Annotated in this window: 9 protein-coding genes; 5 read left to right on the forward strand and 4 right to left on the reverse strand. The window is 75.7% G+C overall.

Annotated elements, in window-relative coordinates; translation table 11 throughout:
• Positions 1 to 133 precede the first annotated feature (133 nt).
• Positions 134 to 508, reverse strand: a complete 375-nt coding sequence (locus tag ACQP10_RS04515; RefSeq protein WP_346017631.1) for a YybH family protein — start codon at positions 506 to 508, stop codon at positions 134 to 136.
• A gap of 67 nt (positions 509 to 575) precedes the next feature.
• Between ACQP10_RS04515 and ACQP10_RS04520 the strand changes: the two genes are divergently transcribed.
• The 3 genes from ACQP10_RS04520 (at position 576) to ACQP10_RS04530 (ending at position 5,958) form a co-directional block, all read left to right on the forward strand.
• Positions 576 to 1,181, forward strand: a complete 606-nt coding sequence (locus ACQP10_RS04520) for a CGNR zinc finger domain-containing protein (protein WP_433540941.1) — start codon at positions 576 to 578, stop codon at positions 1,179 to 1,181.
• 161 nt (positions 1,182 to 1,342) lie between these two features.
• Positions 1,343 to 4,714, forward strand: coding sequence for a BTAD domain-containing putative transcriptional regulator (locus ACQP10_RS04525; protein WP_433540942.1), 3,372 nt, complete (start codon positions 1,343 to 1,345; stop codon positions 4,712 to 4,714).
• Positions 4,715 to 4,791: 77 nt separating this feature from the next.
• Positions 4,792 to 5,958, forward strand: a complete 1,167-nt coding sequence (locus ACQP10_RS04530; RefSeq protein WP_433540943.1) for an FAD-dependent monooxygenase — start codon at positions 4,792 to 4,794, stop codon at positions 5,956 to 5,958.
• Between the two features lie 93 nt (positions 5,959 to 6,051).
• Here ACQP10_RS04530 and ACQP10_RS04535 read toward each other — a convergent pair whose 3' ends face one another.
• The gene (locus ACQP10_RS04535) at positions 6,052 to 7,323 is read right to left on the reverse strand and encodes a carboxylate-amine ligase (protein WP_433540944.1); all 1,272 of its coding nucleotides are present in this window, start codon (positions 7,321 to 7,323) and stop codon (positions 6,052 to 6,054) included.
• 430 nt (positions 7,324 to 7,753) lie between these two features.
• On the opposite strand from ACQP10_RS04535, the gene ACQP10_RS04540 reads away from it, so the two are divergent.
• On the forward strand, positions 7,754 to 8,149 hold the full coding sequence (locus ACQP10_RS04540; protein WP_346017626.1) for an STAS domain-containing protein: 396 nt from the start codon (positions 7,754 to 7,756) through the stop codon (positions 8,147 to 8,149).
• A 15-nt stretch (positions 8,150 to 8,164) separates the two neighbouring features.
• Here the strand turns inward: ACQP10_RS04540 and ACQP10_RS04545 are convergent, their stop codons facing one another.
• Both ACQP10_RS04545 and ACQP10_RS04550 read right to left on the reverse strand, forming a co-directional pair.
• The gene (locus ACQP10_RS04545) at positions 8,165 to 8,905 is read right to left on the reverse strand and encodes a hypothetical protein (protein WP_433540945.1); all 741 of its coding nucleotides are present in this window, start codon (positions 8,903 to 8,905) and stop codon (positions 8,165 to 8,167) included.
• 198 nt (positions 8,906 to 9,103) lie between these two features.
• On the reverse strand, positions 9,104 to 9,778 hold the full coding sequence (locus ACQP10_RS04550; RefSeq protein WP_346017624.1) for a hypothetical protein: 675 nt from the start codon (positions 9,776 to 9,778) through the stop codon (positions 9,104 to 9,106).
• Between the two features lie 371 nt (positions 9,779 to 10,149).
• Here ACQP10_RS04550 and ACQP10_RS04555 point away from each other — a divergent pair, with 371 nt between their 5' ends.
• Positions 10,150 to 11,976: a glycosyltransferase family 2 protein gene (locus ACQP10_RS04555; protein ID WP_346017623.1), complete on the forward strand. Its 1,827-nt coding sequence runs from the start codon at positions 10,150 to 10,152 to the stop codon at positions 11,974 to 11,976.
• Positions 11,977 to 12,020 lie beyond the last annotated feature (44 nt).

Below are 12,020 nucleotides of genomic sequence, written 5' to 3' on the forward strand. Positions count from 1 at the left end.
CCCCCGCCCCCGTACGGCGTCCCGGCGGGCTCGTGCACCGGCCGCGGGGCCCGCCGGGGCCGGCCGTCGAGCCCGCCGGCCCGGGGCGGCGGCCACCCGGCGTCGGGTCCGCCCGGCCGGCCCGGCGACCCCGTCAGCGGGCCGGCGCGGGAGTGATCTGGAAGAGGGCCGCCTTCCAGGCCCCGTCCGAGCCCCTGGTCAGCGCGGTGGTGGCGAAGACCGCCATGGTCTGCGGGTCGGTGCCGTTCACCAGCATGTCGATCTCGACCCTGCTGGTGTGCACGACGCTGCCGGAGTCGAGCGTGATCACCCGGTGGTCCGACTGGTCGGTGCGGGTGTAGGGGTTCCGGTTCTCGGCGAACCCCTTCAGGATCGCGTCGCGGTCGGTCACCACGCCCCACGGTGACACGCTGACCGGGGCGTCGGTGAGGAAGCCGTCGTAGAAGTCGGCGTCGCCGTTCCGGTTGGCCTCCCACGCCCGGTCCATCAGATCGATGATCTCCTGCATGACTCGCCTTTCGTTCACACCGGATGCTGACACCGGTTTAACTGGTGTCAGAGGCTAGACTGGTGGGGTGAACAACGCAAACGGCATTCTTCTGACGCCTCGGGACGGTCAGACCTTCCGGTTCGACGCGGGGGCGCCGTGCCTGGAGTTCCTGCTCACCGGCGCGCTTCCGGAGTGGGAGCAGTTGCACGCGCCGGAGGACCTGGCGGCCTGGATCCCGCTGTCCCGGCTCGGCCTTCCGGACGAGGTCGTGGTCGGCGAGGCCGACCTGGCCGGGGCCAAACGACTGCGCGCCGCGATCCAGGCCCTGGCCGAGCGTGCGACGGGGGTGGGGGACCCCGCCGCCCCGCAGGACGCGCTCGCCGTCCTGAACGAGTTCGCCGCCGCCCCGCCTCCCGTGCCCGTGGTCACGCCGTCCTTCCAGCGGGGCTGGGCGACGCCGGTGACCGGCGCGCAGTTCCTGTCCGCGGTCGCCAGGGACGCCGTCGAGCTGTTCGGCGGGCCGATGGCCTCCCGGGTGCGCGTGTGCGGCGGGGAGCGGTGCCTCCTCATCTTCCTGGACACCTCCCGGCCCGGCGCCCGCCGTTGGTGCTCGATGGACCGCTGCGGCAACCGGTACAAGCTCCGCACCCGCCGCGACCGCGCTCCGCGGCCCGCGGATGCCGGTCACTGACGACGAACGACATGATCCCGCCCGCACGGGGCACCCTGCCGGTGGTCCACCCGGCGCGCCCCGGGCGGCCCGCGCTTCATGGCCGCTTCCCGCCCGTGCCGGAAAGGCGTGTCCGTCCCTGCCCGGCGGGCGCATGCCGGGCATGGGGGACAATCGGCACCGTGCAGTTCGGCGTTCTCGGGTCCCTGGAGGTGCGGTCCGCCGCCGGTGAGGAGATCCCGGTGGGCGGCCCCCGGCCGCGTGCCCTGCTGGTGATGCTGCTGCTGAACGCGGGCCGGGTGGTCGGCGTGACGGAGCTGATCGACGGCCAGTACGGCGACGACCCCCCGGCCGGCGCCGCGAACGCGCTGCAGGCCCAGGTGTCCCGGCTGCGCCGGAACCTTCCCGCCGGTGTCGTGGAGTTCCACGGGGCCGGGTACCGGCTCGCGGTCGATCCCGGTGACGTCGACGTCCACCGGTTCGAGCGGCTCGCCCGCGAGGGGCGGCGTCTGCTGGTCGAAGGCCACCATGAGGCCGCGGCGGGCACGCTGCGCGAGGCGCTCGGCCTGTGGCGGGGACCCGCCCTGGCCGATCTGCCGCCCGGGTCGTTCCGGCGGGAGCGGGAGGCGCGCCTGGAGGAGCTGCGGCTCGCCGCCGCGGAGGACCTCGTCGAGGCCGAGCTCGCCCTCCCCGAGGGGACCTCGGTGGCCGAGCTGAGGCGGCTGGCGGACGCGCACCCCCTGCGGGAGCGGCTCAGGGGCCAGCTCATGCGCGCCCTGCACGCGGCCGGGCGGCAGGCCGAGGCGCTGGAGGTCTTCGAGGAGACCCGGCGGACGCTCGCCGAGGAGCTCGGTGCCGACCCCTCACCGGAGCTGGCCGCCGTCCACCTGGCGGTGCTGCGCGCCGCCGAGCCCGCGCCGCCGCGGCGGCGGCTCGCGGCCCAGCTCACCAGCTTCGTGGGACGCGAGCGGGAACTGGAGCGGATCGGCGCGTTGCGCGACTCCCGGCTCGTCACGATCACCGGACCGGGCGGCACCGGCAAGACCCGGCTGGCGATCGAGGCGGCCGGGCGGGACCGGCGCGAGGCGTGCTTCGTCGACCTGACCTCCGCCGCCGACGACGACCAGGTGCCCCGGGCGGTGCTCGGCGCGCTCGGACTGCGCGAGACCGGGTTCCAGTCACTCCGCACGGCCGACCCCGCCGACCGCCTGGTGGCGGCGCTCGCCGACCGGGAGTCGCTGCTCGTCCTCGACAACTGCGAGCACGTGATCGCGGGTACCGCCGCGCTGGCCCGCGGGCTGCTGGCCGAGTGCCCGGGGCTCCGCGTCCTGGCCACCAGCCGCGAGCCCTTCGGCATCACCGGCGAGACGCTGGTGCCGCTGGCGCCGCTGCCCACCCCGCCCCCGGATCTCCCGCCGCGGGACGCGGCCGCCTACCCCGCCGTCCGCCTGTTCGCCGACCGGGCCGCCGCCGTACGGCCCGGCTTCGAGGTGGGTCCGGACAACGCGGCGGCGGTCGTCCGGATCTGCGCGGCGCTGGACGGGCTGCCGCTGGCCATCGAGCTGGCGGCGGCACGGCTGCGGTCGTTCACCGCGGAGGAGATCGCCGGGCGGCTGGCCGAGCACGGCCGGTTCCGGCTGCTGTCGCGCGGCGACCGTACGGCGGCGGCCCGGCACCGGACCCTGCGCGCGGTGGTGGAGTGGAGCTGGGACCTCCTCACCCCGGAAGAGCGGGCGCTGGCCCGGCGGCTCGCCGTGTTCACCGGCGGGGCGTCACTGGAGGCGGTCGAGGAGGTCTGCGGCGTGGACGACGCCGCCGGGCTGCTGGCCGACCTGGTGGACAGGTCGCTGGTCGAGGCGGACGGCGACCGCTACCGGATGCTCAACACGATCCTGCTGTTCTGCGCCGAGAAGCTGGCCGAGTCCGGGGAGGAGGAGCGCCTGCGCGCCGCCCACGCCCGCCACTTCCTCGGCCTCGCCGAACGCGCCGCCCCCCACCTGCTCCGGGCCGGGCAGCTGCGGTGGCTGGAGCGGCTGTCGGCCGAGCACGGCAACCTGATGGCCGCGCTGCGCTGGGCCGTACGCGGGGACCGGGGTACGGCGATGCGGCTGGTCGCCGCGCTGGCGATCTACTGGTGGCTGAGCGGGCGACGCGCCCAGGCGGGGGAGGCCGCCGCAGAGCTCCTCGACGCGGCCGGCGGGCCGCCCGAGGGGCTGGAGGAGGAGTACGTCGTGTGCGTGGCGCACGCCGTGCCGCGGGCGCCGGCCGGGCACTGGGAACGGGCCGGGGAGATCATGCGGTCGCTGGACCGGCCGACGCGCCACCCGTTCACCGTGGCGCTGTGGGGCATGTTCGCCGGGCCGCCGTCGGGGCCGATCGGGCCCGAGGCGGAGCGGCTGCTCGGCTCCGACCCGTGGAACCGGGCGCTGGGACGGCTAAGCCGGGGGCTGCTGGCGGTGTTCGGCGGCGAGATCGCCCGGGGAGAGCGGGAGTTCGCGGAGGCGCTGACGGGGTTCCGCGACCTCGGTGAGCGCTGGGGGACGGCCCAGGCCCTCGACGGGCTGGCCCTCATCGCGGGGCTGCGCGGCGAGTGGGCGCGGGCCCGGGAGCCGTGGGGGGAGGCGCTGCGGCTCATGGAGGAGCTCGGCGCCCTGGAGGAGAGCGCCGACCTGCTGGCGCACCGGGCCGAGGCGCTGGTGCGTCAGGGCGATCCGGCCGCCGCCGTCGCCGACTACCGGCGGGCCGGGGAGCTCGCCCGCAAGGCGGGCTGGCCGGACGCTCCCGCCGAGGTCCGCCTGGGCCTGGGCCGGATCGCGTGGTACCGGGGCGACCTCGCCGAGGCCCGCCGGCTGTTCGGCGCCGCGTTGCGCGCCGCGGAGGACGGGCCCTTCGCGGCGGGGACGCGGACGCGGGCGCTCACCGCGCTCGGGCGGCTGGCCGAGGCCGAGGGCGACCCCGCCGGGGCCCGGCTCCGGCACCGGCGGGCGCTGGCCGCGGCCCGCAGGACGCCGCTGACGTCGGACCTCGCCGCCGCCGCCGAGGGGTGGGCGGGCGCCGTACTGCTGGAACACGGGGGAGACCCGGCGACGACCGCGAAGGGTCCCGCGACCGCGGAGCCCGCGCCGGGTACGGCGGGCACCGGGCGTCCCGGGCGACCCGGGACGGCCATGGCGGGCACCGGGCGGCCCACGTCGGGTACGGCGCGGGCCGGGGAGAGCGCGCGGGCGGCGGGGGAGCGGGCGGCCCTGCTGCTGGGGGCGGCGGTGGCGCTGCGCGGCACGGCCGTGGCCGGGGACCGCGACGTCGCGCGGACCGCCGCGGACGCCCGGGACCTCGCCGGCGTGGAGGCGTTCGCGGCGGCGTTCGCCCGCGGGGCCGCCATGCGCCGCGACGAGGCGCGGGCGGTGCTCGACGCCGAGGCGCGCGGAGCCGAGGACGCGGAGGTGCGCGGAGCCGAGGACACCGAGGCGCGCGGAGCCGAGGACGCGGAGCGGCGGGACGCGGAGGCGGAGGCGGAGCAGGGGGAGTGGCCGACGGCGGCTGACGGCGGCTGACAGCGGCCGGCGGCGGGGGAGCGCGGGTGTCAGCCGGTGGTCGGCGGGCTGTCAGCGCCCCCGGCGAAGGTCGGGGCATGAAGAACACCACGGTCCTCATCTCCGGCGCGAGCATCGCCGGCCCCGCGCTCGCCTACTGGCTGATCCGCTACGGCTACGCCGTCACCGTCGTCGAGCGGGCGCCCTCGCTGCGCCCCGGCGGCCAGGCCGTCGACTTCAAGGGCGAGGCCCAGCTCTCCGTGCTGAGGCGGATGGGCATCCTGGAGGAGGTGCGGCGCCACCAGACCGGCGGGACGGACCAGGACATCGTCGACGCCGAGGGCCGGCGGCTGGCGGTCCTGCCGGGCGAGTTCACCGGCGGCGACGTCGAGATCCTGCGCGGCGACCTGTCGGCCCTGCTGTACGAGAGGACGGCGGGCCGCTGCGAGTACGTCTTCGGCGACTCGATCACCTCGCTCACCGAGACGGCGGACGGCGTGCACGTCACCTTCGAACGCGGCGCGCCGCGCACCTTCGACCTGGTGGTCGGCGCGGACGGCATCCACTCCAACGTGCGGCGGCTGGCCTTCGGCCCCGAGTCCGACTACGTGCGCTTCCTCGGGTACCACTACGCGCTGGCCGACCTCGGCGCCGGCCTCGGCACCGGGATGTACAACGAGCCCGGCCGGATGGTCTCGCTCGGCGGCCCCAGCTCGCCCGTCTTCTTCGTCTTCGCCTCCCCGCCGATCGACTACGACCGCTACGACGTCGAGGCGCAGCGGCGGATCCTGGCCGACGCCTACCGGGGCGCGGGCTGGCGGGTGCCCGAGATCCTCACCCGTCTGCCGCACGCCCGCGAGCTCTATCTCGACTCGATCAGCCGGGTCCACATCGACCGGTACGCCAGTGGGCGGGTGGTGCTGCTCGGCGACGCCGCCTACGGCAACACCCTCGGCGGCTTCGGCACCGGCCTGGCCGTCGTGGGCGCGTACGTGCTGGCCGGGGAGCTGGCGCTGGCCGGCGGCGACCACCGGGCGGGGTTCCGCGGGTACGAGGAGTTGCTCCGCGGCTACGCCAAGGTGACCGGGAAGGGCGACGCCGGAGGTTTCCTCGCCCCGGCGACCCGCGTGAGGATCAGGATGCGGAACTGGATGTTCCAGCGCAGGTTCCTGCTCACGCTCATGCTGAAGCTGACCGACCGGTTCGCCACGGACATCGAGCTGAAGGACTATCCGTCGCTCGTCGCGGCCTCCGCCGCGAGGTGACACCGGGACCGTGCCCCCGCGCCCGCCGAGGCCGCCGCCGGAACGGTGGCCACCGCCGGGAGCGGAGGACGCGGTCGGGAACGGAGGACGCCGTCAGGAGCGGAGGGTGCCGGGGGAGGCGGAGGGGCGGTCGGCGGCCAGGCGCGGCCGCGGGGGACGGCCGGCGAGGAAGCCGGGGACGTCCAGGGTCTGCCGGACGATCAGTTCGGCCACGTCCGCCACCCGCCGGCGGCGGTGGTAGGCGGCGCGCTGGCGGGCCGCGCCGGAGCCGAGGCGCCGGATCCGCTCCAGCCCGGCCGTCACCAGGCCGAGGTCGCCGCTCTCCTCCAGGCCGGGACGGGCGCGGTCCAGCAGCCGGCCCGCCGTCACCCAGGCCGGCACCCGGCGGCCGGAGGGGAGTTCCACCCCGTCGCCCTCGATGCCGTCGCGGGCCGCCCGCCAGTACGCGGCGAGCAGCAGCGTCTGGTCGACCGGGGGCGGCGGGACGCCGCGCCGCACGTCGGCGAGGAGGACGGCGACCAGCCCGCGGATCAGCCCGGCCAGCACCGTCGCCTCCTCCACGGTGGCGCAGGTGTCGGCGGTGCGGAACTCCAGGGTCGGCAGGTGGTGGGAGGGCCTGATCAGCCAGTGGACCATCCCGTGGTCCAGGATCGTCCCGCCGGCGCGCAGGGTCTCGACGAGGGCGTCGTAGTGCGCGGCGGACTCGAAGACGGGCGGCGGCCCGACGCTCGGCCACCGGGACCACAGCATCGCCCGCCAGCTCGCGTACCCGGTGTCGGCGCCGTCGCAGACGGGGGAGTTGCCGGACAGGGCGAGGAGGGTCGGCAGCCAGGGCCGCACGTGGTTCATCACCTGGACGGCCTCCTCCCGGTCGGGGACCCCGACGTGCACGTGGCAGCCGCACACCACCTGGCCCCGCAGCAGCGCCCGGTAGTGCCCGTGGATGCGGTGGTAGCGGGAGGAGTCGGTCAGCGGCGGCATGCCGCCGTCCCCGGCCAGGCACGTGCCGCACGCGGCCGGCGCGGCCCCGGACGCGGTGGCGGCCTCGGCCGCGGCGCCGCGCAGCCGCAGCAGGTCGTCCGCGAGGTCGCGCAGCCCGGTGTGGACGCCGCTGTTGATCTCGATCTGCATCCTGGTCAGCTCCGGCACGATCCGGCCGCGGGCCGGGCCGGTCACGCGGCCGAGCACCTCCGCCGCCAGGGGCAGCGCCAGGCCGGTCCGTGGATCGACCAGCAGGAGCTCTTCCTCCATGCCCAGGGTGAGCTCGGAGACGGCGACCTTCCGGGGGACGGTGGCCGTCGGCGTGCCCGGCTCCCGCGCGGCCTTGGACGGGGCTTCCTGAGGCGGGTCATGGCGATCGGGCACGGCGGATCGGCGCTCCTTCCTCGGATCGGGCCGGGAGGCGCCAGGCGAGACACGCGTGCCCGGACATCCATCCCTAAAACAGGATTTATGACCATTTTCAGGGTATTTCTCCCGGTTTTGGGAATGCCATTGGGTGACGGCTGAAAGGCTTGCGTCTCGCGGAACCGGTGTGACAGGGCGGTGATCGGGTAGGGAGGCGTGGTTGTCTCCACTCCGGCGGGATCCGGCGTGGAGCGGGACCGGTCGCCGGCGACGGCTGGCCATCGCGTGCGGGTGAGGGGGTCCACGAGCGGATAACACCGTTTTTTTCGGCGTTCGTCCAGCGGTCCGGCCGGTCATGAGGGTGACATCCCCGTGTTCTGCCGCGTCCGGCGCCGGACGTGTCCATCACCTGTCGCGGTTCACGGAATACGGATATGAGGAAATGATCATGGTGTCCCAGCCGCAAAGCGCCACCGCGCTCACCATCTCGTCCCAGCCGCGTGACGGAGCGGTCGTCCTCCGCGCCCACGGGGAACTCGACATGGGCTCCGCGCCGGTGCTGCGTGAGCGACTGCGGCAGGCCACGGAGCGGCCCGCCGCCCCGGCGCTGGTCGTGGACCTGGCCGAGGTCTCCTTCTGCGACTCGGTGGGGATGAGCGAGCTGGTCCTGGCGCTGCACCGCAGCGAGGCCGAGGGCCTGCGGCTGGCACTCAGCGGCGTCCACGGGAGCCTGGAGCGGCTGCTGTGGGCCACGGGGCTGCACAACGTCTTCGACATCCACCCCACCTGCGACGACGCCCTCCGTGCGGTCACCGCTCCCGGAAGGCTGAAGCGCCGCCCGTGACGCCGGGTCCCCGGGTCACGCCGGGGAGACGTCGATGTTCCCCGTGCCGCTGAGGACCCGCACCAGCCGCGGCGAGGCCGGGTCGTCGGTGATGGCGACCCGGGTGAGCCCCGTGGCGGTGCCGGTGACGACCCGGTAGGTCCCGGGCGGCAGCCGTACCACGCCGTCGCCGGTGCCGGTCCGCACGTCCACCGCGTCGGGCGGACCGGCGAACCCCAGCCGTACCGCGCCGGCGCCGGTCGTGGCGGCCACCTGCCGGCCCGTCAGGCCGTCGGCCACGACGTCACCCGCCCCCGAACTCGCCTCCACCGGGCCCGACAGGCCGTGCAGCCCGATCGACCCGGCCCCGCTGTCGGCCCTGACCCGCAGGCCGCGCGGGATCTCCACCCGGTAGTCCACGACGCACGTCCGGCCGATCCCGTCGGACACCGGCGGGCACGTGTGGTCGAGCGTCAGCGTGCCGTCCAGCACGGGGTGCCGGGTGACCGGCCTGCGGTCCGTCCACCGGAGGCTCTCGGTGACGTGGGCGCCGGACCGGGACGTCTCCGTCACCTCGATGGTCCCGCCGGTCGCGACCCGCAGGCCGGTCAGCGGGCCGTTGACGTCGTAGGAGACGGTCTCGTGCCGCTCGGGACCCGCGGGACCGCCGGGCGGCGCGGCGGGTTTGCCGAGGTCTCCCGGCGCCCCCGCGTTCCCGGCCTCGCAGCCGGAGACCACAAGGCCGGTCGCGAGCAGCACCGCCGCGATGACTGTCATCACTCGCCTCACTTGCCTCCACTGCCTCCACGCGGGGCCTCTCCGCCCAGGCGGGAGGGGACGCGGAACGGGGCCGCCTGGCCGTACGGCCGCCACCTCCGGGGAAGGCCCGGAGCACCCCGAAGGTACTCCGGGCCGCCCGGCCGGGGACGCGGTTCGGCGCCGAACCGCGGAACGTTTTACCCGGCCGGGGGGCCGTCAGAAGATCCGGCACACCTCCCCGGCCATGGCCGCCTGCCACGGGACGGTCGCCGACGACTCCTCGCCGCCCTCCATGGCGTCCGGGGCGAACCCGGCCAGCGGGACCTCGACGACCCGCTGGCCCGCGCCCTGCCGGACGCGGACCGGGATGGGCCAGTCCTTCCGCGGCACGGCGTCGCAGTCGGTCACCCGGTAGCGCAGCTCGTAGCTCACCCGCTCCCTGGGCTTGAGCGTCTGGGGGCTGTCGTCCGCGGACATCAGCCGCAGCCCCGGGCCGTTGCGGCCGATCCCGACGAGGGTCACGGGTCCCTTGTTGAGGTTCTGCACGTCCACCCTGATGACGAACTCCCGTGCCCCGCCGCTGACCTGGCTGGAGCTCGCCGTCGACCGCAGCCGGAATCGCAGGGGCGCGGTCTCGTCGGCGGGCGTCTCCGGCCCGATGGCCGGGACCGTGACGGCCGGGGCGGAGACGGCCGCCGGGACGACGGCCGGCGCGGCGGCCGAGGCGGGGACGGGGAGGCAGAGGGCGGGCGACATCGCGCAGGCCGCCAGGACGAGGGCGCGGGCGGAGACGGCGGGGCGGTCCTCCGGGCGGCGGTCACCGCCCGGCGCCGGGCTCGTGCCCTGGACGTGCGTTCCGGTCATGCCGTGGATGTTCGGTGTCACGTTCATGCCGTGGAGATTGGCTGGTGGGGCGGCAAAACAAACTCACGCCGTGATCAGGGTAGTTCCATGTCGTCCCGTCGCCGGGGACCGTTCCGGCGGCAAGTCGTACGAAACGGGCGTTCCTCACCCCTCGGCGGCGCGGCGGCCCGAAGAGCGGCGGACCAACACCGCGGATCCGCCGCGCGCGGGGGGCTCCGCGGCACATACTGTATCGCCAAGAAAACGGAAAGTAACCGACGAGGGGCGCGGCGGTGACGGGGACGATCCTTCAGCGAGTCCGGACCGGCCATGGCGGGGAGGCGGCGGGTGCGGGCGCCTCCGGAGGGGCCGGGCGCAGGGGGGCGGCCCGCGCGGGGGCTCCGTCCCGGGTGGACGTGTTGCGCGACATCGACGTCAGCGTCGTCGTGCCGGTCCACAACTGCCGCCCCTACCTCGACCGGTGCCTGACGTCCATCCTGGTCCAGCGGGTCTCCCGGGAGATCGTCGTGGTGGACGACGGCTCCACCGACGGCGGCGCCGACCTGCTCGACCTCTACGCCGCCTGTCATCCCGGCGTGGTGCGGGTCTTCCGGCAGGGGCCCTCCGGCGGCGCGGGCCGTCCCCGCAACGTCGGGCTCTCCCACGCCCGCGGCAGATACGTGTTCTTCTGCGACGCCGACGACCACCTCGGCCCCGAGGCGCTGGAGCGGATGCTCGCCATGGCCGACCGCAACGGCTCCGACATCGTCCTCGGAAAGATCGTCGGGCACGGCCGCCGGGCGCCGGTCTCGATGTTCCACGAGAACGCCGACCGGGTACCGCTCGGTGACAGCGCGGTCTACAACAGCCTGAGCTGCTTCAAGCTGTTCCGCCGGGAGATGCTGGAGCGCCACGCGATCCGCTTCGACGAGAGCCTGCTGGTGGGCGAGGACGTGGTCTTCACCACCCACGCCTACTGCCACGCCGAGGTGATCTCGGTGGTCGCCGACTACGACTGCTACCACCTGGTCGACCGGCCCGACGGCAGCAGCATCATGCAGCGGCCGGGCAGTCGCGACCCGGTCGCCTGGCTGCGGATGATCAGGAAGCCGATCGAGGTGATGACCTCCCACGTGCGACCCGGGGCGCTCCGCGACCACCTGCTGCGGCGGCACTTCCGGATGGACGCCTTCGGCAGCCTGGGCAGGCCGTTCCTGGAGGCGGGTCCCGACCAGCGGGAGGAGATCGCCGCCGAGGTGGCCGACCTGTGCGACCGCTGGCTGACCGACGGGGTCCGCGACCGGCTGCGGGCCATCGACCGCAGCCGGCTCGCCGCGCTCCGGGACATCGACCGCCTCGTCCGGCTGGCGCACGTCGAGTCGGCCGTGGTCCGCCGCGAGCTCACCGGCCTGTGCTGGGACGCCGGGGGACGGCTGGCCGTCTCCGGCCGGGTCGCGCTCAGCGCGCCGGTCGGGGGCGACGGCCCCGAGCCGGACGTGGGCGGTCTCATGCTGGTCCTGCGGCGGCGTCACGAGGGCCCGGAGCGGCCCCGCGACGTCGTGGTCCCGGTCGACGGCGGGCCCGAGGGCTTCACCGGGGCGGTCGACGTCGCGGCGCTGTCCTCCGGCGTCTGGGACGTCCACGTGCGGATCGAGTGCGAGGGGGTCGCCCGGCTGGCCCGGCTCGGCGCCGACCGCGACGGGCGGATCGTCCCGCCGGTGCCCCGGGTGGCGGGCGGCGTCGTGGCGTTGCCGTACTTCACCCGGCCGCACGGCAACCTCAGCGTCGACGTCGGCGGCCACGTGGTCAGCGTCCCGGGCAACGTGCGCCTGACGCGGACCCGCTGGATGTTCGGCCACCGGCTGGCGATCGACGGGGAGGTCACCGTGGGCGCGGCCCGGCCGGCGGCGCGCGCCGTACGGCATCTGGTCTGGCGGGAGCGGTGCTCGGGGCGGGAGCGCCGCGAGCCGGTCGTCGCCGGGGAGGGCGGCGCGTTCGCGGTCAGGCAGGCGGCGAACCGGCTCGGGCCCGGCACCTGGGACGCCTACCTGGAGCTCGATCTCGGCGGTCCGCCCGCGCTCTTCCGGATCGAGGCGCCGGCGGAGGCGATCGCGCCGCCGCGCACCTGGTGGCACGGCCTGGTCCGGCGGAACGTCCGCCCCTACGCCACGGCGGGCAAGGGGCGGCTGAGCACGGCGGTGCGGACCCTCACCCCCGGGGCGTTCGTCCGGAGACTGCTCCGCTAATGCCACTTCATTGCAACTACAAGTCAATGGCCTAAAGTATGGGG

It is taken from the genome of Streptosporangium sandarakinum (genome assembly GCF_050942225.1).
GTDB lineage: Bacteria > Actinomycetota > Actinomycetes > Streptosporangiales > Streptosporangiaceae > Streptosporangium > Streptosporangium nondiastaticum.

Bases quoted from the DNA above. Each gene is read 5' to 3' on its own strand.
- ACQP10_RS04515 (WP_346017631.1), bottom strand. From the start codon at position 508: ATGCAGGAGATCATCGATCTGATGGACCGGGCGTGGGAGGCCAACCGG.
- ACQP10_RS04530 (WP_433540943.1), top strand. From the start codon at position 4,792: ATGAAGAACACCACGGTCCTCATCTCCGGCGCGAGCATCGCCGGCCCC.
- ACQP10_RS04540 (WP_346017626.1), top strand. From the start codon at position 7,754: ATGGTGTCCCAGCCGCAAAGCGCCACCGCGCTCACCATCTCGTCCCAG.
- ACQP10_RS04545 (WP_433540945.1), bottom strand. From the start codon at position 8,905: ATGACAGTCATCGCGGCGGTGCTGCTCGCGACCGGCCTTGTGGTCTCC.
- ACQP10_RS04550 (WP_346017624.1), bottom strand. From the start codon at position 9,778: ATGAACGTGACACCGAACATCCACGGCATGACCGGAACGCACGTCCAG.